Source organism: Mycobacterium sp. NGS68 (genome assembly GCF_059812195.1).
Map to the genome: position 1 here is coordinate 212287 of NZ_JCALCE010000001.1, position 19808 is coordinate 232094.

The 19808-nt window shown below is 67.2% G+C and carries 20 protein-coding genes; 11 read left to right on the forward strand and 9 right to left on the reverse strand.

Going from position 1 to position 19808, the window contains the following annotated elements:
• Positions 1 to 39 precede the first annotated feature (39 nt).
• The 6 genes from AC5Y5V_RS00880 (at position 40) to AC5Y5V_RS00905 (ending at position 5733) form a co-directional block, all read left to right on the forward strand.
• A complete protein-coding gene (locus tag AC5Y5V_RS00880) occupies positions 40 to 1563 on the forward strand; it encodes a serine/threonine-protein kinase (RefSeq protein WP_499930608.1) in 1524 nt (507 codons plus the stop codon).
• Between the two features lie 64 nt (positions 1564 to 1627).
• Positions 1628 to 2227: an RNA polymerase sigma factor SigM gene (gene sigM / locus AC5Y5V_RS00885; protein ID WP_499930610.1), complete on the forward strand. Its 600-nt coding sequence runs from the start codon at positions 1628 to 1630 to the stop codon at positions 2225 to 2227.
• Positions 2220 to 2888 carry an RsmA family anti-sigma factor gene (locus AC5Y5V_RS00890; RefSeq protein ID WP_499930612.1) on the forward strand — a complete coding sequence of 223 codons (669 nt, stop codon included), beginning with the start codon at positions 2220 to 2222 and terminating at the stop codon, positions 2886 to 2888. The genes sigM and AC5Y5V_RS00890 overlap by 8 nt, the downstream gene beginning before the upstream one ends.
• Before the next feature lie 135 nt (positions 2889 to 3023).
• Positions 3024 to 4037, forward strand: coding sequence for a thioredoxin-disulfide reductase (gene trxB, locus AC5Y5V_RS00895; protein ID WP_499930614.1), 1014 nt, complete (start codon positions 3024 to 3026; stop codon positions 4035 to 4037).
• The gene (trxA, locus tag AC5Y5V_RS00900) at positions 4034 to 4372 is read left to right on the forward strand and encodes a thioredoxin (protein ID WP_499930616.1); all 339 of its coding nucleotides are present in this window, start codon (positions 4034 to 4036) and stop codon (positions 4370 to 4372) included. The genes trxB and trxA overlap by 4 nt, the downstream gene beginning before the upstream one ends.
• Before the next feature lie 143 nt (positions 4373 to 4515).
• Positions 4516 to 5733 (forward strand): N-acetylmuramoyl-L-alanine amidase, encoded by a 1218-nt coding sequence (locus AC5Y5V_RS00905; RefSeq protein ID WP_499930618.1) that lies wholly within the window; start codon positions 4516 to 4518, stop codon positions 5731 to 5733.
• 13 nt (positions 5734 to 5746) lie between these two features.
• Here AC5Y5V_RS00905 and AC5Y5V_RS00910 read toward each other — a convergent pair whose 3' ends face one another.
• The 9 genes from AC5Y5V_RS00910 to rpmH all read right to left on the reverse strand — a co-directional run bounded on the left by AC5Y5V_RS00910 (position 5747) and on the right by rpmH (position 12061).
• Positions 5747 to 6499 carry an acetyltransferase gene (locus tag AC5Y5V_RS00910; RefSeq protein ID WP_499930620.1) on the reverse strand — a complete coding sequence of 251 codons (753 nt, stop codon included), beginning with the start codon at positions 6497 to 6499 and terminating at the stop codon, positions 5747 to 5749.
• Between the two features lie 221 nt (positions 6500 to 6720).
• Entirely contained in the window at positions 6721 to 7725 is a 1005-nt protein-coding gene (locus AC5Y5V_RS00915; RefSeq protein WP_499930622.1) for a ParB/RepB/Spo0J family partition protein, read from the reverse strand.
• A 2-nt stretch (positions 7726 to 7727) separates the two neighbouring features.
• The gene (locus AC5Y5V_RS00920) at positions 7728 to 8699 is read right to left on the reverse strand and encodes a ParA family protein (RefSeq protein ID WP_499930624.1); all 972 of its coding nucleotides are present in this window, start codon (positions 8697 to 8699) and stop codon (positions 7728 to 7730) included.
• Positions 8696 to 9418 carry a 16S rRNA (guanine(527)-N(7))-methyltransferase RsmG gene (gene rsmG / locus AC5Y5V_RS00925; RefSeq protein ID WP_499930626.1) on the reverse strand — a complete coding sequence of 241 codons (723 nt, stop codon included), beginning with the start codon at positions 9416 to 9418 and terminating at the stop codon, positions 8696 to 8698. Before rsmG ends, AC5Y5V_RS00920 begins: the two co-directional genes overlap by 4 nt.
• Positions 9419 to 9488: 70 nt before the next feature.
• Entirely contained in the window at positions 9489 to 10094 is a 606-nt protein-coding gene (locus tag AC5Y5V_RS00930) for a Jag family protein (RefSeq protein WP_499930628.1), read from the reverse strand.
• Positions 10095 to 10139: 45 nt separating this feature from the next.
• Positions 10140 to 11288, reverse strand: a complete 1149-nt coding sequence (gene yidC, locus AC5Y5V_RS00935; RefSeq protein ID WP_499930630.1) for a membrane protein insertase YidC — start codon at positions 11286 to 11288, stop codon at positions 10140 to 10142.
• Positions 11269 to 11493, reverse strand: coding sequence for a membrane protein insertion efficiency factor YidD (yidD, locus tag AC5Y5V_RS00940; RefSeq protein WP_499931088.1), 225 nt, complete (start codon positions 11491 to 11493; stop codon positions 11269 to 11271). Before yidD ends, yidC begins: the two co-directional genes overlap by 20 nt.
• A 38-nt stretch (positions 11494 to 11531) precedes the next feature.
• Entirely contained in the window at positions 11532 to 11894 is a 363-nt protein-coding gene (gene rnpA, locus AC5Y5V_RS00945; RefSeq protein WP_499930632.1) for a ribonuclease P protein component, read from the reverse strand.
• 23 nt (positions 11895 to 11917) lie between these two features.
• Entirely contained in the window at positions 11918 to 12061 is a 144-nt protein-coding gene (gene rpmH / locus AC5Y5V_RS00950) for a 50S ribosomal protein L34 (protein WP_082929939.1), read from the reverse strand.
• A gap of 527 nt (positions 12062 to 12588) precedes the next feature.
• Here rpmH and dnaA point away from each other — a divergent pair.
• From dnaA to gyrB, 5 genes are all read left to right on the forward strand, one after another.
• Positions 12589 to 14109 (forward strand): chromosomal replication initiator protein DnaA, encoded by a 1521-nt coding sequence (gene dnaA / locus AC5Y5V_RS00955; protein WP_499930634.1) that lies wholly within the window; start codon positions 12589 to 12591, stop codon positions 14107 to 14109.
• Between the two features lie 504 nt (positions 14110 to 14613).
• Positions 14614 to 15813, forward strand: a complete 1200-nt coding sequence (gene dnaN, locus AC5Y5V_RS00960) for a DNA polymerase III subunit beta (protein ID WP_499930636.1) — start codon at positions 14614 to 14616, stop codon at positions 15811 to 15813.
• Positions 15814 to 16959: a DNA replication/repair protein RecF gene (gene recF / locus AC5Y5V_RS00965; protein ID WP_499930638.1), complete on the forward strand. Its 1146-nt coding sequence runs from the start codon at positions 15814 to 15816 to the stop codon at positions 16957 to 16959.
• The gene (locus AC5Y5V_RS00970) at positions 16956 to 17516 is read left to right on the forward strand and encodes a DUF721 family protein (RefSeq protein ID WP_499930640.1); all 561 of its coding nucleotides are present in this window, start codon (positions 16956 to 16958) and stop codon (positions 17514 to 17516) included. Before recF ends, AC5Y5V_RS00970 begins: the two co-directional genes overlap by 4 nt.
• 254 nt (positions 17517 to 17770) lie before the next feature.
• Entirely contained in the window at positions 17771 to 19804 is a 2034-nt protein-coding gene (gene gyrB, locus AC5Y5V_RS00975) for a DNA topoisomerase (ATP-hydrolyzing) subunit B (RefSeq protein WP_499930642.1), read from the forward strand.
• The last annotated feature ends 4 nt before the right edge of the window (positions 19805 to 19808 follow it).

The window sequence follows — 19808 nt, forward strand, 5'->3', positions numbered from 1 at the left end:
TAGCATCTTTCGACGAGTTGGGGCGAGGAAGGCTGGCCGGTGGAGGAAGTGCCGTTCGGGCGTTACAGGCTCCTCGGGTTGCTCGGCGAAGGCGGCATGGGCAAGGTTTACAAAGCCCACGACACCCTGATGGATCGCGACGTGGCGATCAAGGTGTTGCTGCCCGCGGTTGCCAGCGACTCCGGGTATGAGGAACGGTTCAAGCGTGAGGCCCGCATCGTCGCCAGATTGACTGAACCCCATATCATTCCGATTTTCGAGGCCGGTGAGATCGACGGCCGGCTGTATCTGGTGATGCCCATCATCGAGGGCACCGACGTACATACGTTGCTGGAACGCGACGGCCCGATGCGCCCGGACCGGGCCGTGCACGTGATCGAGCAGCTCGCCACCGCACTGGACGTCGCCCACGCCGCCGGGTTGGTGCACCGCGACATCAAACCCTCCAACGCGTTGATGACCGACCGCGACTTCGTGTACCTCATCGACTTCGGCATCGCGCGCGATGCCGCGGCCACGAAACTGACGAGCACCGGGATGATCGTGGGCACCATGGCCTACATGGCCCCCGAACGGTTCACCGGCGGCATCGCCGATGCCCGTTCCGACGTGTATGCGCTGGCCTGCGTGTTGCACGAGTGCCTGACCGGCTACCAGCCGTTTCCGGGGACGAGTATGGATCAGCAAATCGCAGGCCACCTCACGCTCGACGCGCCGAAGCCCAGCGCCCGCGTACCCCAGCTCCCCGTCGGATTCGACGGGGTCGTCTCACGTGGCATGGCCAAAAGCCCGGAGCTGCGCTACCAGAGTGCCGGCGAGCTGGCCGCCGCAGCCCGCAATGCTCTGACCAGCTCCCCGGCCCGCGACGTCTACACGCGACCCGCGCCGCGCGACATGACCGAACGGGCGCGCGAGCCGATCCGATACGAGCAGCGGCCGGCGGCGAGCGCGCCCCGGAAGCAACCCCGGCCGCTTCTGATCGGCGCAATCGTTGCGACCGTTCTCGTCGTAGCCGCCATCGTCACCGTCGCCCAACTGCTCCAACCACACCTTCGCGAGTCCGCGTCCGCCCAGGCCGGCTCGCGACCTGCGCCGGCCACCTCGGCTGCGACCGGCATCGTCAAGCCGGTGCTGGCGTCCGTCGTTTCGCCTGGCGGCGAACCCGACAGCCCCGGCACGGCCGGGTATGCCATCGACGGCGACCCGAACACCGCCTGGGAATCCGACGTCTACACCGACCCGGCCCCGTTCCCCGGCTTCAAATCCGGTACCGGGCTGATGTTGCAGCTGCCGCGGCCCACGGTCGTCGGCACGGTCACCATCGCCATCGCCAGCACCGGTACCAAGGTCGAGATCCGCGCCGCGTCCACGCCGACGCCGGCCGAACTCGGCGACACCACGCTGCTCAGCTCGGCCACGACGCTCAGACCCGGTCGCAACACGATCTCGGTCAAGGCCTCCCCGCCGACGTCGAACCTGCTGGTCTGGATCTCCACGTTGGGCACCCTGGACGGCAGGAGCCAGGCCAAGATCTCCGAAATCGCGGTTCAGGCGGCGTCCTGACCGGTCCCCAACCGGCGCGCGGGTGAAGTGCCGCCGCACGCCCTACTAGTTACTGTCCCGGCTCGTGGGCTTCGGGCGAAACGTCAAGCGGGACCGCACCGATGCCGAACTGCTGGCCGCCCATGTCGCCGGTGACCGCCACGCCTTCGACGAGTTGTTTCGCCGCTATCGGCGCCAGCTGCACCACCTGGCGCGGCTCACCAGCCGCACCCCCGAGGACGCCGAGGACGCGTTGCAGGACGCGATGCTGTCCGCACACCGCTGCGCCGGTTCGTTCCGCAACGACGCCGCCGTGCGCAGCTGGCTGCACCGCATCGTCGTCAACGCCTGCCTGGACCGGCTGCGCCACGCCAAGTCCCACCCCACCAGCCCGTTGCAGGACGTCCATCCCGTCGCCGATCGCACCGGCCAGGTCGAGACGGCGATCCTGGTACGACGGGCGCTGATGCGGCTGCCGGTCGAGCAGCGCGCGGCGGTGGTCGCCGTCGACATGCAGGGCTATTCGATCGCCGACACGGCGCGGCTGCTGGGCGTCGCCGAAGGCACCGTCAAGAGCCGCTGCGCTCGCGGCCGCGCCCGGCTCGCCGGGCTGCTCGGCTACCTCGACGCCGCACCCGAGGGCCCCGCGAGTCAGTGCATGACGGACACTGGGGCGGATGGGTGAACCCGATGATGATCCACCGCTGAGCGTCGATCGGCTCTCCGACCTGCAGGCCGGTCTGCTGGACGACGACACCGCCGCGGCGGTCCGCAAGCGGGTCCGCGACGACCCGGCCGCGCAGGGCACGCTGCGCGCGCTCAACAGGGTCCGCAACGACCTCGCCGACCTGGGCGCGGAACCGGCCCATTCCGCCCGGCCGCCGCTGGGCCGCGCCCGCCTGGCGGCCGTCATCGCCGGCGTCTGCGCGCTGCTCGCCCTGGTCGGCGTGGGCACGGCGGCGCTGCTCAACGCGCCCCCACCGACACCCAGCACGTCGGAGAACGCGCAGCACATCACCGTTCCGGAGTCGACGTCGAGGTCGGCAATGCCCGCGATCCTGCTGTCGAATGCGCAGATCCTCGAGCTGCTGCACCAGAGTCCCGACTACGGCGCCCACGGCGCGCTCGAAGACCCCGCCAAGCGGGCGTCGTGCCTGCGTGGCCTGGGCTATCCGGCGTCGGCCTCGGTGCTGGGCGCCCGGCCCATCGAGGTGGACGCGCGCCCCGCGGTGCTGCTGATCCTGCCCGCCGACACCCCCAACGACCTCGCGGTCTTCGCGGTGGCGCTGAACTGCAGCGCCGTCGACACCGGCCTGCTGGCCAGCACGCAGGTCCCCCGCGCGTGATCCCGCGTCGCGTCGGGTCTCCCCGTACACAGCCGACACACTCGCGGGAACAGCGACGCCTACGCTTGCGTTCGTAGACTTACGGCTTGCCGCTTTAGGCCGCTTTGAGCGCTTGAAGGATTGAGAAAGGGTGGCATGACCACTTCTGCTGAAGACAAAGTCCACGAAGTCATCGTTATCGGTTCGGGCCCTGCCGGATACACCGCCGCCCTCTACTCCGCGCGCGCCCAGCTGGCGCCGCTGGTATTCGAGGGCACGTCCTTCGGCGGCGCCCTGATGACCACCACCGAGGTGGAGAACTACCCCGGGTTCCGCGAGGGCATCACCGGCCCCGAGCTGATGGACGAGATGCGCGAGCAGGCGCTGCGCTTCGGCGCCGACCTGCGGATGGAGGACGTCGAGTCGGTCTCGCTCGAGGGCCCGATCAAGGCCGTCACCACCGCCGACGGGGAGACCCACCGCGCCCGCGCCGTCATCCTCGCGATGGGCGCCGCGGCGCGCTACCTGCACGTTCCCGGAGAGCAGGAGTTGCTGGGCCGCGGGGTGAGCTCGTGCGCCACCTGTGACGGGTTCTTTTTCCGCGACCAGGACATCGCCGTGATCGGCGGCGGCGACTCCGCGATGGAGGAGGCCACCTTCCTCACCCGGTTCGCCCGCAGCGTCACCCTGGTGCACCGCCGCGACGAGTTCCGCGCCTCCAAGATCATGCTCAACCGCGCCCAGGCCAACGAGAAGATCAAGATCCTCACCAACCACACGCCCATCGCCGTCGAGGGCGACACCACGGTCACCGGCCTGCGGGTCCGCCACACCGGCACCGGCAAGGAGACCACGCTCCCGGTGACCGGCGTCTTCGTCGCGATCGGCCACGAGCCGCGGTCGGCGCTGGTGAGCGACGTCATCGAGGTCGACGACGACGGCTACGTGCTGGTGCAGGGACGCACCACCAGCACCTCGATCGAGGGCGTGTTCGCGGCGGGCGACCTGGTGGACCGCACCTATCGTCAGGCGATCACCGCGGCGGGCAGCGGCTGTGCGGCGGCCATCGACGCCGAGCGCTGGCTGGCCGACCATGAAGACTCAGGCGCCGGCGGTGAAGAGACCGGAACCACAGACAGTAAAGACACCTTGATTGGAGCACCAAGATGAGCGGGTCCACCGTGGAAGTTTCCGACGCTTCCTTCAAGACGGACGTCTTGTCCAGCAGTAAGCCTGTGCTGGTTGACTTTTGGGCCACCTGGTGCGGGCCGTGCAAGATGGTCGCGCCGGTGCTCGAGGAGATCGCGGCCGAGCGGGGCGCCGAGCTGACCGTGGCGAAGCTCGACGTCGACGCCAACCCGGAGACCGCGCGCGATTTCCAGGTGGTGTCGATCCCCACGATGATCCTGTTCAAGGACGGCGAGCCGGTCAAACGCATCGTCGGTGCCAAGGGCAAGGCGGCGTTGCTGCGCGAGCTTTCCGACGCCGTTCCCGGGCTCAGCTAACTCGCGCCGGTTCACGGCACCACACGCTCGGTTAGCCTGGGGTTTTCCGAAAATCGGCGAGGATCTGCGACAATACGGGCTAACTGTTGTTCGCAAAGCAAGCATGAGTCAGCGATGTCAGGTAGTCCCGGAGGGCCCTTGGTATGTCGAGTCCGCGCCGCGAAGCCGGCGACGCGCTGCGCTCTGGAGACCGTAGCGCCGCTGTCACCGAGATCCGTGCTGCGCTGGCCGCGCTTGGCATGCTGGACAACCCCGACGAGGATCTGACCACCGGCAGGCATGTCGCGGTCGACGTCTTCGACACGGAACTCGACCATGCCGTGCGCGCCTTCCAACAACACCGCGGGCTGCTGGTCGACGGTGTCGTGGGCGAGGCCACCTATCGGGCGCTGAAAGAGGCGTCCTACCGGCTCGGCGCCCGCACGCTCTACCACCAGTTCGGCGCCCCGCTCTACGGCGACGACGTCGCGACGCTGCAGGCCCGACTGCAGGACCTCGGCTTCTACACCGGCCTGGTGGACGGTTACTTCGGCCTGCAGACCCACAACGCGCTGATGTCGTATCAGCGCGAGTACGGGATGGCCGCCGACGGCATCTGCGGTCCGGAAACGTTGCGCTCCTTGTACTTTCTGAGTTCGCGGGTCAGCGGCGGTTCGCCGCACGCCATCCGCGAGGAGGAACTGGTCCGCCGGTCCGGTCCGAAACTGTCGGGCAAGCGCATCATCATCGACCCGGGCCGCGGCGGCAGCGACCACGGCCTGATCACGCAGGGCCCCAACGGGCCGATCAGTGAAGCGGATGTGTTGTGGGACTTGGCGAGTCGGCTCGAAGGCCGGATGGACGCCATCGGCATGGATGCCTTCATGTCCCGGCCCCCCAATCGCAGCCCGTCGGACGCCGAGCGCGCGGCCGCGGCCAACAACGTCGGCGCCGACCTGATGATCAGCCTGCGCTGCGAATCACAGGATAGCGGCGCGGCCAACGGCGTGGCGTCGTTCCACTTCGGCAACTCGCACGGCTCGGTGTCCACGATCGGCCGCAACCTCGCCGATTTCATCCAGCGAGAAGTGGTGGCCCGCACCGGTTTACGGGATTGCCGCACGCACGGCCGGACGTGGGACCTGCTACGGCTGACCCGGATGCCTACCGTTCAGGTCGACATCGGCTACATCACCAACACCCGGGACCGCGGAATGCTGGTCTCGACGCAGACCCGTGACGCCATCGCCGAGGGCATTCTCGCCGCGGTCAAACGCCTGTATCTGCTGGGCAAGAACGACCGCCCCACGGGCACTTTCACGTTCGCCGAATTGCTGGCCCACGAACTGTCGGTGGAGCGGGCGAGCCGCAGCGGCTCGTAACCAGCTTTCCCCTTTAGTTTTCCGAAGCCTCGAGCCCCGCGGTGGTGGCGGCGGATCCCGCCCCAACCGGTTGCTGCAGTTGAGCATTCGCGAGCAAGCGTTCCAGAGCTGCTTCGACTTCGGCCTTCCAGCCCAGGCCCTTGTCGAGTTCCAGCCGCAGCCGCGGGAAGTAGGGGTGTGGCGCGACCACGACGAAGCCCACGTCCTGTAGGAAGTCGGCCTCGATGATGCAGTGGTCCACCGAACAATCGCCGAGGGATTCCAGCACCGGTTGCACGTCGGGGTGCACCAGGTGCGGGTCCCCCAACTCCGACGCCGCCGGCGTGCGCCCGAAGGCCTCCAGCGCCCGCACGCCGCGTCGGACCAACTCGTCGATCACGCGCGCGATCATGCTGTGCGGCAGATCGTCGGACGCTTGTCCGGGCTCAACGCCCATCGACGTCAGCAGCACCGCGTCCGCGGACACCGGTCCGGTCGGGAACCGGTGCGCACGCGGCACCGCCCTGGGCGGCGCGTACAGAACGTAGCCCAGGCACAGCGGCTCTGCGTCACTGCGCTCGTCGGGGATCGTCGTCGCGACCTGGCCGCAGGAACCCCACTCCAGCATGACCATCGACAGCCATGCCTCTTTCTCGAATTCCGGATCGGCGAGGTGGTCGTGATTGCCCAGGGTCGCGGGATCGACCTCCCAGAACACGCAGCGGCGCGCGTGCTTGGGAAGCTGCTCGAAGGCTTCGAGCCGCAGCGGTGTGATTCGAGCAGACACTAGTCTCCTGGCCTCCGACAACCCCTCCAGGATAGGAGAGTCTGTCGGCATCCGGCCAGTCTTGGCGCCGGCGCCGGCTCTCCCCCGCCGGGGCCTTCGCTGGAAAATCGAAATTGCTTGACGCACACCAAGACTCCGCCAGAATGTGGTGTCTGACGCGCTGGCCGCATGGCGTCAAATCGGCGCGGTGTCACAGTGACGTAATTACAGCGTGTGTCCGGTCACGCCTTGGGCGTGGTCATCATGTCGATGATGCGCTGCAAATCGTCCACCGAGCCGAACTCCACCACGATCCTCCCCTTGCGTTTGCCGAGGCTGACAGTCACGCGCGTGTCGAAGGCGTTCGAGAGCCGCTCAGCAACGTCCTGCAGGCCCGGCATCTGAATCGGCTTGCGCCGCGGCGTCGGCTTGGCGGTGTCGGACCGGTCCGCCTCGTGATTCGCAATCGTGACGGCTTCCTCGGTGGCCCGTACCGACAGCCCCTCGGCGACGATCCGGCTGGCGAGTTCCTCCTGGGCTTCTGGCCCGGCCTCCAGCGACAGCAGCGCCCGCGCGTGCCCGGCCGACAGCACGCCGGCCGCCACCCGGCGCTGTACCGGGATGGGCAGCTTGAGCAAGCGGATCATGTTGGTGATCAGCGGACGCGAGCGCCCGATGCGGGACGCCAGTTCGTCGTGGGTGACCCCGAATTCGTCGAGCAGCTGTTGGTAGGCGGCCGCCTCTTCCAACGGGTTCAGCTGCACCCGGTGGATGTTCTCCAGCAGCGCGTCGCGCAGCAGGTTGTCGTCACCCGTCTCCCGCACGATCGCGGGGATGGTGGCCAGGCCGGCCTCCTGCGCGGCCCGCCACCGCCGCTCCCCCATCACGATCTGGTAGCGCGCGCTACCCGGTGAGCCAGCGACCTCGCGCACCACGATCGGCTGCAACAACCCGAACTCCCGGATCGAGTGCACCAACTCGGCCAGCGCCTCGTCGTCGAAAACCTGCCGCGGCTGGCGCGGGTTGGCCTCGATGTCGGTCGGCGCGATCTCGCGGTACACGGCGCCCATCGGGCCGATCGGCCCGGCCTCCGGCGGGGCACCACCCGGGCCACCGATCACGACGTCGGCGGCCGCCGAGCCTAGCCGCGGGCCCGTCGGCCGACCGTCGGCGTCGGTGGGTCCGGTTGGGATCAGCGAAGCCAACCCCCGGCCGAGGCCACCTTTCCTGCGTGACGGCTGCGTCATGGTCATCCCTTCGGCGAGATCGGTCGGTCGCGCTCGGCAAGTTCCCGGCTCGCGTCGAGATAGCTCATCGCCCCGCGCGAGCCGGGATCGTAATCGATGATCGTCATGCTGTAGCCGGGCGCCTCGGAGACCTTGACGCTACGCGGAATCACGGTGCGCAACACCTTGCTTCCGAAGTAGCGGCGCACCTCGGCGGCCACCTGGTCGGCCAGCTTGGTCCGGCCGTCGTACATGGTGAGGATGACGGTGGTCACCTCGAGTTGGGGATTCAGGTGCGCCTTCACCATCTCGATGTTGCGCATCAGCTGTGACACGCCCTCCAGCGCGTAGTACTCGCACTGGATCGGGATCATCACCTCGGGCGCGGCGACGAGCGCGTTGATCGTCAGCAGCCCCAGCGACGGCGGGCAGTCCACGAAGACGTAGTCGAAGTCGAACGCATCGAGCGCGGCGAGGGCGGTCCGCAGCCGGTTCTCGCGCGCGACCATGCTGACCAATTCGATCTCGGCGCCCGCCAGGTCGATGGTCGCCGGCACGCAGAACAGGCGGTCGCTGTGCGGGCTGCGCCGCAGCGCCGCCTGGAGCGACACCTCGCCGAGCAAAACTTCGTACGACGACGGCGTGCCCGACTGCCGGTCGGTGATGCCGAGCGCCGTGCTCGCGTTCCCCTGCGGGTCGAGGTCGATGACGAGCGTCTTGAGTCCTTGCACGGCGAGGGCGGCGGCGAGGTTGACCGCCGTCGTCGTCTTGCCGACGCCACCCTTCTGGTTTGCGACGGTGAACACGCGGCGGCGCTGCGGCCGCTGCAGCGGTTCGTGCGCCGTGTGCAGTACTCGCATCGCGCGCTCGGCGGCGGCGCCGATGGGAGTGTCGTGTTCGGTCGATGTTTCACGTGAAACATTGGCCGTCGGCGCGCCCGGCGTCGGTCCCTGCGCCAGCGGTACCGGCGCTTCCTGCACCCGTGTCGACCTCATCGCGATCCCCTGCCCGCCGTACGCTTCGGCCCGGGCTGATTCCCGCGCCGTGCCGACACCACGGTTGCGGGCGGTTGCAAGTAGTTCGCGCCACATGCCACCACCCTGACATCCACGGCGCCAGCCGCCGCCATCACACGCCGGTGCTCCCGGACTTCGTCGGGGGCTCGTTCCCCTTTGATCGCGAGCATCCGTCCCTCCGGTCGTAGCAACGCCATACTCCACTTCGTCAACTTGTCCAAAGGCGCCACCGCCCGCGACACCGCGACATCCCGGTCCCCGATCGCGTCCCGCACCGCCCGCTCCTCGGCACGGCCGCGGACCACCTCCACCGGCAGACCCAACGCGGTCACCACCTCACGGAGAAAGTCGCTGCGGCGCAGCATTGGCTCGAGGAGGACGACCTCGACGTCCGGCCGCGCGATCGCTAACGGTACCCCGGGCAGCCCCGCGCCGCTTCCGATGTCCACCACCCGATCGCCCGGCTCCAGGAGCTCGCCCACCGCGGCGCTGTTGAGCAGATGCCGTTCCCACAGCCGGCCCACTTCGTGGGGGCCGAGCAGCCCGCGTTCCAGCCCGTCGCTTGCGAGAATGCCGGCGTAGCGCCGGGCCTTGTCCAGCCCCGATCCGAAGACTCGTGCCGCGGCGGCGGGTGCCTCATTCGGCTCGAACACTTCAGCCGCCGGTTCGCATGGCCCGCCATGTTTCACGTGAAACATTCCTCTATTTCTCGCGAGGGACTCGACGCGGGCCGAACCACGCGAACTACAAATGTGTAACTAGTTGGCCTCAGTCGCGCAACACGACGACGCGGCGGGAGGGCTCGACGCCCTCGCTCTCGCTGCGGACGCCGGCCACCGCGGCGACGGCGTCGTGGACGATCTTGCGCTCGAAGGGCGTCATCGGCGACAGCTCTTCGCGCTCGCCGCTGTCCAGCACCCGCCGCGCGACCTTGTCGCCCAACGCGGCCAGCTCGTCGCGCCGGCGACGCCGCCAGCTCGCGATGTCCAGCATCAGCCGGCTGCGCACGCCGGTCTTCTGGTGCACGGCCAGGCGCGTCAGTTCCTGCAGAGCGTCGAGCACCTCGCCGCCACGGCCCACCAACTTGTTCAGGTCGTCGCTGCCGTCGATGCTCACGACCGCGCGGTTGCCCTCGACGTCGAGGTCGATGTCGCCGTCGAAGTCGAGCAGATCCAACAGCTCCTCCAGATAATCGCCGGCGATCTCGCCCTCGGCGACTAGACGCTCCTCGAGGTCCTCCGGCTCACCGGACTGGTCGGCCGCGGCGGTCTCGTCGGCATCGTCGGCATCGTCGGCCGCGTGGGTCTCATCGGCGGCTTCCTCGACCGCAAGATCGGTCTCCACCTCGCGCTCGGTGGTGTCGGCATCGGTCATGGCTTTGTCTCCCTCACCTATCTCGTCAGATTTGTTCGGCCCCGGTCAGCGCTTGCGCTTGTTGCGCGGTCGCGCGCCGGGGCGGGGCGTGCGGTTGCCCGGGCCGGTACTACGCCCGGCCGGGCTCGGCTTGTTGGGTTGGACCTTCGCCGCTTCGGTGACCTGGCCGTCGTCGACGCCCGCGGTCTCGTTGGTCCTGGCGGTCTCCGTGGTCGCGGTGTCGGATCCGACGCTCTCGTCGGTGACGGTCGCGCTACCGGCCGGCGGTTTCGACGGGCGTTTGGGCTTGACCCCCGGGGCCGGCGCGTTCGCCTGCCGGCGCGCGATCACTTCCTGCTTCTTGGCCTCGTCCTCTTTTTCGATCATCCCGAACACGTAGTGCTGCTGGCCGAAGGTCCAGATGTTGTTGGCGAACCAGTACAGGATGATCGCGAGCGGAAGGAACGGTCCACCGGCGACCACGCCGAAGGGAAACACGTACAGCGCGAGCTTGTTCATCATCGCGGTCTGCGGGTTGGCGGCCGCCTCCGGACTCTGCCGCGCCACCGACGCGCGGCTGTTGAAGTACGTCGCGATGCCGGCCAGGATCATCACCGGCAACCCGACCGCGATCACCGACAGACGGTCGAAATGGCTGAACGCCTCGATCCCGCCGCGTTGCGTCATCGTCGCGCCGATCGGCGCGCCGAACAGGTTGGCGTCCAGGAAATGCCCGACGTCCTTGGCGCTGAAGACGTAGTTGCCTATCTGGCGGTTCTCGGTGACCGACAGCGGGTGCTGACCGATGCCGCCCTGAGTCCTGTTGAACGACCGGAGCACGTGATACAGCCCCAGGAACACCGGGATCTGGGCCAGCATCGGCAGGCAGCCGAGGATGGGATTGAACCCGTGCTCGCGCTGCAGCTTCTGCATCTCGAGCGCCATGCGCTGGCGGTCCTTGCCGTACTTCTTCTGCAGCGCCTTGATCTGTGGTTGCAGCTCCTGCATCTGCCGCGTGGTGCGGATCTGCTTCACGAACGGCTTGTACAGGATCGCGCGCAGGCTGAACACCAGGAACATGACCGACAGCGCCCAGGCGAAGAAGTTCGTCGGCCCGAAGATCGCGGCGAAGAGCTTGTACCAGACCCACATGATCCCCGACACGGGGTAGTAGACGAAGTCGAGACTGAAAGGATCAAACGACAAAAGACTCACTCCTGAGGTCCACCCGCTCCGCAGGGCATTCGTGGCGCTCGGGTATCGGGTCCCATCCCCCCCGGTGCCACGGTCCGCACTTGGCGAGTCTGGCCGCGGCCAACCAGCTCCCCCGAATCAATCCGTACTCGGTCAGTGCGTCGACCGCATACTGGCTACACGTCGGAACGAACCGGCACGACGGCGGTCGCATCGGCGACACCATGTTCCGGTACAGCTGGATCAGGTAGATCAGGCCCCGCCTCACCGAGCCGTCCCCGCCAACTCGAAGGCGCGTCGCAGTCCGGCGCGAAGCTGCTGCTCTAGCCACGCCGACGACACATGCCGACTGCTCGGCAGCGCACGGATCACCACCTGATCGGATGGATTGAGGTCGGCCAGCATCGTGCGCGCGACATGGCGCAGCCGACGGGCGACCCGGTGTCGCTCCACCGCCGAACCGACCGGCTTGGCGATGATCAACCCGAGTCGCGGGCCCTTACCCGCCTCGGGACCCCGCGCGCGCCGAACGTGCACGACGACATCGGGCTGCACCGTGCGCATCCCGTATTTCACCGTCGCGTCGAACTCGGTAGACCGCCTCATGCGGTTATGTGCGGGGAGCACCGCCCGGAAACCCGAGGTTGCGATCAGGCAGACAGAACGCGGCGACCCTTGCGGCGCCGACCCGAAACGATCGAACGCCCTGCGCGGGTCCGCATCCGCAGCCGGAAACCATGCACGCGGGCGCGGCGGCGGTTGTTGGGCTGGAAGGTCCGCTTGCCCTTGGCCACGGCGTTCTCCTCGTTGTGTCTGGCTCGGCTGTCCGAGCTACCCGCAGGGCGCTCGGAGCTTGTCTGCTACTGGCCGGCGCGGTCCCCGAGACGGTAGTTTCGGGTCGCAGCCGTATCGCCGACTTTCGGGCGACTTTCTGAGGGTACTGACGTGCCTTCGCTGGGTCAAACCTGGCCTGCCCCAACGGGACGAACCGTCCCCGCACATTCTCCCGCCGCGCGATCTGCGTCGATTCAGATGAACCATGCCGTAATGGCGCATAACTGTTGGCAGCCGAACAGAAAACTGTTAGCTTCTGTCTCGGACTGGAGCGGCGGTCGACAACTGAGCAAGGATTACCGATTCGACGGGCGCCGAAGATGACCCCACAGGTTGTCCCCAGAACGGAGTTCGCGAGCCGTCGCCGCTAGGCTGCGGCTAGTTTATGATCGTCCTGTCCACAACTGTGGATAAGTATGTGGACAGTTGCTCCGGTCACAACGGTTAGACCGACCTGAAATTTCGCGAGAACCAGGGAGATGCGTCGTTGACCGATGATCCCGGTTCCGGCTTCACAAAGGTGTGGAACGCGGTCGTTTCGGAGCTCAACGGTGAGTTCGATCCCGACGGCGGCGCCGGCAACGGCACCACTCTGGTCACACCGCTGACACCCCAGCAAAGAGCCTGGCTCAACCTCGTCCAGCCACTCACCATCGTCGAGGGCTTTGCTCTGCTGTCCGTTCCGAGCAGCTTCGTGCAGAACGAGATCGAACGACACCTGCGCGCGCCAATCACCAATGCGCTGAGCCGACGCCTCGGCCAACAGATCCAGCTCGGAGTCCGGATCGCCCCGGCCGCCGACACCGACGCCGACGACACCGCGTTCGCCCCCGCCGACACCTTCGCCGCGGCCGAGGAGGTCGCCGCCGATCCCGGGCCCGACGCGGACGAGGACTACGGCGAAACCCTCGGCAGCGCCCACCAGAGCTGGCCGACCCACTTCACCCAACGCCAGACCGAGTCGGCCAACGGCAGCGGCACGAGCCTCAACCGCCGGTATACCTTCGACACGTTCGTCATCGGCGCCTCCAACCGGTTCGCCCACGCCGCGGCGCTGGCCATCGCCGAAGCGCCCGCGCGGGCCTACAACCCGTTGTTCATCTGGGGCGAGTCAGGCCTGGGCAAGACCCACCTGCTGCACGCAGCCGGTAATTACGCGCAGCGGCTCTTCCCCGGCATGCGGGTCAAGTACGTCTCGACCGAAGAATTCACGAACGACTTCATCAACTCCTTGCGCGACGACCGCCGGGTCTCCTTCAAGCGCAGCTATCGCGACATCGACGTGCTGCTCGTCGACGACATCCAGTTCATCGAGGGCCGCGAGAGTACGCAGGAAGAGTTTTTCCACACCTTCAACACGTTGCACAACGCGAACAAGCAGATCGTCATCTCCTCCGACCGCCCACCCAAACAGCTCGCCACCCTCGAGGACCGGCTGCGGACGCGTTTCGAGTGGGGACTGATCACCGACGTGCAGCCGCCGGAGCTGGAGACCCGCATCGCCATCCTGCGCAAGAAGGCACAGGTGGAGCGGCTCGCCGTGCCCGACGACGTCCTCGAGCTGATCGCCAGCAGCATCGAGCGCAACATCCGCGAGCTCGAGGGTGCCCTGATCCGAGTCACCGCATTCGCCTCGCTGAACAAGACGCCGATCGACAAATCCCTGGCCGAGATCGTGTTGCGCGACCTGATCGCCGACGCCAGCACGATGCAGATCAGCGCGGCGACCATCATGGCGGCCACCGCCGAGTACTTCGACACCACGGTCGAGGAACTGCGCGGGCCGGGCAAGACCCGCGCCCTGGCACAGTCCCGCCAGATCGCGATGTACCTGTGCCGCGAACTGACCGACCTGTCGCTGCCCAAGATCGGTCAGGCGTTCGGCCGCGACCACACCACCGTCATGTACGCGCAGCGCAAAATTCTGTCCGAAATGGCCCAGCGCCGCGAGGTGTTCGATCACGTCAAGGAACTCACCACGCGCATCCGCCAGCGGTCCAAGCGCTGACGGCACTCCCCCGCGAGCCCGTCCGTCGTACTGTTTTTCAACGATTTCACGCCCGGCTGCAAAAAACTTCCCGCACGCGCGTCACACCAGTCACACCCCCTCGCTGTGCACACCGCTGTGCACAATCGGCGTAAACAACATGGACGGACTCGCCGGCCCGTGCACAACGCGACTTCATCCCCACCGGCCCAACACGAACCACACAGGTTGCGCGCCCACCATCCACACCCCCGACCGCTTCCCTAGCTGCGCCGAGGCGCAACTGTCCACAGCATCCACACCCCTTACTACTGGTACTGAGATCTCTCCGTTATTTCCTCTTTGAAGAACGGGCTTGGGGACGCGTCGACGAACAAGCCCATACCGACGGGTCGGATACCCGGTTGTCACCCTGCGGGATTACCTTTCAAGATGACGCCAGAAGCTCTACGGTGGTTCTTCGGACTGCCGTTCCGAAGCGGCTGGGCACTGAACTTCGAATCACTCAGTAGGTGAAGGGACGCTATGGACGTGGCGACGACGAGAGCCAGCCTCACCGACTTGAAGTTCCGCTTGGTTCGAGAATCCTTCGCCGACGCCGTGTCCTGGGTGGCAAAGAGTCTGCCCGCCAGGCCGGCCGTCCCGGTGCTTTCGGGCGTGCTGTTGAGCGGGTCGGACGAGGGTCTGACAATCTCCGGATTCGACTACGAGGTTTCCGCCGAGGCGCAGGTGCCAGCTGAAATAGCTTCTCCTGGAAGCATTTTGGTATCCGGTCGGTTGCTGTCGGACATCACCCGCGCGCTGCCGAACAAGCCCGTCGACTGCAGTGTGGAAGGTAACCGCCTGGCGTTGACCTGCGGAAGCGCCAGGTTTTCGTTGCCGACCATGGCGGTCGAGGATTACCCCACCCTGCCGACGCTGCCGGAAGAGACCGGCACGCTGCCGGCGGAACTGTTCGCCGAGGCCATCGGTCAGGTCGCCATCGCGGCGGGCCGGGACGACACGCTGCCCATGCTGACGGGTATTCGCGTCGAGATTTCTGGTAACACGGTGGTTTTGGCCGCCACCGACCGGTTCCGGCTCGCGGTTCGGGAGCTGACCTGGTCGGCCTTGTCACCCGACGTCGAGGCCTCGGTGCTGGTGCCGGCCAAGACCCTGGCCGAGGCGGCGAAGGCGGGCACCAGTGACGGCTCGGATGTCCGGCTGGCATTGGGCGCCGGCGCCGGGGTGGGCAAGGACGGGCTGTTGGGGATCAGCGGCAACGGGAAGCGCAGCACCACCAGGCTGCTCGACGCCGAATTCCCGAAATTCCGGCAGCTGCTGCCGGCCGAGCACACCGCCGTGGCCACCATCAACGTGGCCGAACTGACCGAGGCCATCAAGCTGGTGGCGCTGGTAGCCGACCGCGGCGCGCAGGTGCGGATGGAGTTCTCCGACGGCACGCTGCGGCTTTCGGCCGGCGCGGACGACGTGGGACGCGCCGAGGAGGAGCTCGCCGTGGACTTCGCCGGTCAGCCGTTGACCATCGCGTTCAACCCGACGTATCTGACCGACGGCCTTGGATCGGTGCATTCCGAGCGGGTGTCGTTCGGTTTCACCACCCCCGGCAAGCCGGCATTGCTGCGCCCGGCCTCCGAGGAGGACCACCCGACGGGTAACGGGCCCTTCAGCGCTCTGCCGACTGACTACGTCTACCTGCTGATGCCGGTTCGGCTGCCGGGCTAGGTGTACGTCCGGCAGTTGGGCCTGCGTGATTTCCGGTCCTGGGCGCACACCGACCTCGAATTACAACCGGGCCGGACGGTGTTCGTCGGCCCGAACGGCTTCGGTAAGACGAACTTGATTGAGGCGCTGTGGTATTCGGCAACCTTGGGCTCACATCGGGTGGGCACCGACCTGCCGTTGATCCGGGCCGGGGCCACCCGCGCGGTGGTGTCGACGATCGTGGTCAGCGACGGTCGGGAATGCGCCGTCGACCTGGAGATCGCCGCCGGGCGGGCCAACAAGGGCCGGCTGAACCGGTCCCCGGTGCGCAGCACCCGCGAGGTGATCGGGGTGTTGCGCGCGGTGTTGTTCGCTCCCGAAGACCTGGCGCTGGTGCGCGGCGATCCGGCGGAGCGGCGCCGATATCTGGACGATCTGGCGACCCAGCGCCGGCCGGTGATCGCCGCCGCGCGTGCCGATTACGACAAGGTGTTGCGGCAGCGCACGGCGCTGTTGAAATCGCTGTCGGGGGCCCGGCACCGAGGCGATCACAGCGCGCTGGACACCCTCGACGTGTGGGACAGCCGGCTGGCCGAGCACGGCGCGGAATTGATGGTCGCCCGCATAGAGCTGGTCAACCAGCTGGCGCCGCAGGTGGAGAAGGCTTACCAGCTGCTGGCGCCCGGTTCCCGGGCCGCATCGGTCACCTACCGCGCCAGCCTGGACATCGGTCCCGATCCGGAGCCGGACCGCGAGTTTCTGGAGGCTGCGTTGTTGGCGGGGTTGTCCGCCCGGCGGTCCGCCGAACTCGAGCGCGGCATGTGTCTGGTGGGTCCGCACCGCGACGACTTGGAGTTGCGGCTGGGCGCCCAGCCCGCGAAAGGCTTTGCCAGCCATGGTGAATCGTGGTCATTTGCGGTGGCGCTGCGGTTGGCGGCCTACGAGCTGTTGCGCTCCGACGGCGGTGAGCCCGTGCTGCTGCTCGACGACGTGTTCGCCGAACTCGACACCGCGCGCCGTCGCGCGCTGGGCGCGGTGGCGGAGTCGGCCGAACAGGTGCTGGTGACCGCGGCGGTGCTGGAAGATCTTCCGGCGGATTGGGATGCGAGGCGGGTGACGGTCGACATGCGCGACGACGACTCCGGGCGAATATCGGTGATGTCATGACGGACGAAGACGAACCGGCCCAGGAAACAGGGGGCGACGAGAAATTGCTCGCCGGCATCGACCTGGTGCGCCGCACCCTCGAGGAGGCCCGGGCCGCGGCGCGCGCGCAGGGCAAGGACTCCGGGCGCGGGCGCGCGTCGTCGGCGCTGCCGCGCAAGGTCGCGGGGCGGCGGCGCAGCTGGTCGGGTCCCGGGCCGGACGCGCGTGATCCGCAACCGCTCGGTCGGCTTGCGCGGGACCTGGCGAAGAAACGCGGCTGGTCGGCGCAAGTCGCCGAGGGCACCGTGCTGGGGCAGTGGCCGTCCGTCGTCGGCCAGCAGATAGCCGACCACGCGACGCCGACCGGACTGAATGACGGGGTGCTGAGCGTGACGGCGGAATCGACGGCGTGGGCCACCCAGTTAAGGATGGTTCAGGCGCAGCTGCTGGCCAAGATCGCGGCAGCCGTCGGCAACGGCGTGGTGACCTCGCTGAGAATCACCGGGCCGACGGCGCCGTCGTGGCGCAAAGGCCCACGACACGTCGCCGGCCGCGGTCCGCGCGACACGTACGGATAGGGAACCGGGCGGCGCCGAGAGGCGTCCAACCGGATGTATACCGAGGCGCTCTCAGAGCCGCCAGAACGAAACGGACCCCCACGGCAAACGTCGGGACGCGACTGGAATGGAGATGTCAAGCACACGGCGCGATCAGATAGGTAGAAACGCGCCCAGAAAATCGGTCCCGCGCGCCGATCACGGTAGAGTGAGGTAATGCGACCGCTGCGGTGACTGGACCGCTCGCATGCAACCCCAAGGAGAGCTTTCCGATCGTGGCTGCCCCGAAGAATAAGTCCAAAGACGGGTACGGCGCCGACGCCATCACAGTTCTAGAAGGTTTGGAGGCCGTCCGCAAACGCCCGGGCATGTATATCGGGTCCACCGGTGAGCGTGGTTTGCACCATCTCATCTGGGAGGTCGTGGACAACTCCGTCGACGAGGCGATGGCCGGTTATGCGACGCAGGTCGACGTGCGGCTGCTCGACGACAGAAGCGTCGAAGTCGCCGACAATGGACGCGGAATCCCCGTCGCACAGCACGCAACGGGCGCACCGACCGTCGACGTCGTGATGACGCAACTGCACGCCGGCGGAAAGTTCGGCGGCGAGAACAGCGGCTACACCGTCAGCGGTGGCCTGCATGGCGTCGGTGTGTCAGTGGTCAACGCGCTGTCGACCCGCCTCGAGGTGGACATCAGGCGCGACGGCCACGAGTGGTCACAGTTCTACGACCACGCCGTCCCAGGCACCCTCAAGCAGGGTGCGGCTACCCGGAAGACGGGAACCACCATCAGGTTCTGGGCGGACCCGAACATCTTCGAGACCACCGAATACGACTTCGAGACGGTGGCGCGCCGGCTGCAGGAAATGGCCTTCCTCAACAAGGGTCTGACCATCAACCTGACCGATGAACGGGTCGCGCAGGACGAGGTCGTCGACGAGGTCGTCAGCGACACCGCCGAGGCACCCAAGTCAGCGCAGGAGAAGGCCGCGGAATCTGTTGGGCCGCAAAAGGTCAAGCACCGAACCTTCCACTACCCAGGCGGCTTGGTCGACTTCGTCAAGCACATCAACCGCACCAAGAGCCCGATCCAGCAGAGCGTCATCGACTTCGACGGTAAGGGCGCCGGCCACGAGGTCGAGATCGCGATGCAGTGGAACGGCGGTTACTCCGAATCGGTGCACACCTTCGCCAACACCATCAACACCCACGAGGGCGGCACCCACGAGGAGGGCTTCCGCAGCGCGTTGACGTCGGTGGTGAACAAGTACGCGAAGGACAAGAAACTCCTCAAGGAAAAGGACGCCAACCTCACCGGCGACGACATCCGGGAAGGCTTGGCCGCGGTCATCTCCGTCAAGGTGGCCGAACCGCAGTTCGAGGGCCAGACAAAGACCAAGCTCGGCAACACCGAGGTCAAGTCGTTCGTGCAGAAGGTGTGCAACGAGCAGCTCACGCACTGGTTCGAGGCCAACCCCACTGAGGCGAAAACCGTTGTGAACAAGGCGGTATCGTCGGCGCAGGCCCGCATCGCCGCCCGCAAGGCGCGAGAGTTGGTGCGCCGCAAGAGCGCCACCGATCTGGGCGGGCTGCCCGGAAAGCTGGCCGACTGCCGTTCCACCGACCCGAAGAAGTCGGAACTGTATGTGGTGGAAGGTGATTCGGCCGGCGGCTCGGCGAAGAGCGGCCGCGATTCGATGTTCCAGGCGATCCTGCCGTTACGCGGCAAGATCATCAACGTGGAAAAGGCCCGCATCGACCGGGTGCTGAAGAACACCGAAGTCCAAGCCATCATCACCGCTTTGGGTACGGGCATCCACGACGAGTTCGACATCACCAAGCTGCGCTACCACAAGATCGTGCTGATGGCCGACGCCGACGTCGACGGCCAGCACATCTCAACCCTGTTGTTGACCTTGCTGTTCCGATTCATGCGCCCACTCATCGAGAACGGGCACGTGTTTCTCGCACAACCGCCGCTGTACAAGCTGAAGTGGCAACGCTCCGAGCCGGAATTCGCCTACTCCGACCGGGAACGCGACGGCCTGCTGGAGGCAGGGCAGAAGGCCGGCAGGAAGATCAACAAGGAAGACGGCATCCAGCGTTACAAAGGTTTGGGCGAGATGGACGCCAAGGAGTTGTGGGAAACCACGATGGACCCGTCGGTGCGGGTGTTGCGCCAAATCACGCTGGACGATGCGGCCGCCGCCGACGAGCTGTTCTCCATCCTGATGGGCGAGGACGTCGAAGCGCGTCGGAGCTTTATCACCCGGAACGCCAAGGATGTTCGCTTCTTAGATGTCTAACGCC

Excerpts from the sequence above, each read along its gene's own strand:
- AC5Y5V_RS00890 (WP_499930612.1), top strand. The coding sequence starts at position 2,220 with ATGGGTGAACCCGATGATGATCCACCGCTGAGCGTCGATCGGCTCTCC.
- trxB (WP_499930614.1), top strand. The coding sequence starts at position 3,024 with ATGACCACTTCTGCTGAAGACAAAGTCCACGAAGTCATCGTTATCGGT.
- trxA (WP_499930616.1), top strand. The coding sequence starts at position 4,034 with ATGAGCGGGTCCACCGTGGAAGTTTCCGACGCTTCCTTCAAGACGGAC.
- AC5Y5V_RS00905 (WP_499930618.1), top strand. The coding sequence starts at position 4,516 with ATGTCGAGTCCGCGCCGCGAAGCCGGCGACGCGCTGCGCTCTGGAGAC.
- AC5Y5V_RS00915 (WP_499930622.1), bottom strand. The coding sequence starts at position 7,725 with ATGACGCAGCCGTCACGCAGGAAAGGTGGCCTCGGCCGGGGGTTGGCT.
- AC5Y5V_RS00920 (WP_499930624.1), bottom strand. The coding sequence starts at position 8,699 with ATGAGGTCGACACGGGTGCAGGAAGCGCCGGTACCGCTGGCGCAGGGA.
- rsmG (WP_499930626.1), bottom strand. The coding sequence starts at position 9,418 with ATGTTTCACGTGAAACATGGCGGGCCATGCGAACCGGCGGCTGAAGTG.
- AC5Y5V_RS00930 (WP_499930628.1), bottom strand. The coding sequence starts at position 10,094 with ATGACCGATGCCGACACCACCGAGCGCGAGGTGGAGACCGATCTTGCG.
- yidD (WP_499931088.1), bottom strand. The coding sequence starts at position 11,493 with ATGGTGTCGCCGATGCGACCGCCGTCGTGCCGGTTCGTTCCGACGTGT.
- dnaN (WP_499930636.1), top strand. The coding sequence starts at position 14,614 with ATGGACGTGGCGACGACGAGAGCCAGCCTCACCGACTTGAAGTTCCGC.
- AC5Y5V_RS00970 (WP_499930640.1), top strand. The coding sequence starts at position 16,956 with ATGACGGACGAAGACGAACCGGCCCAGGAAACAGGGGGCGACGAGAAA.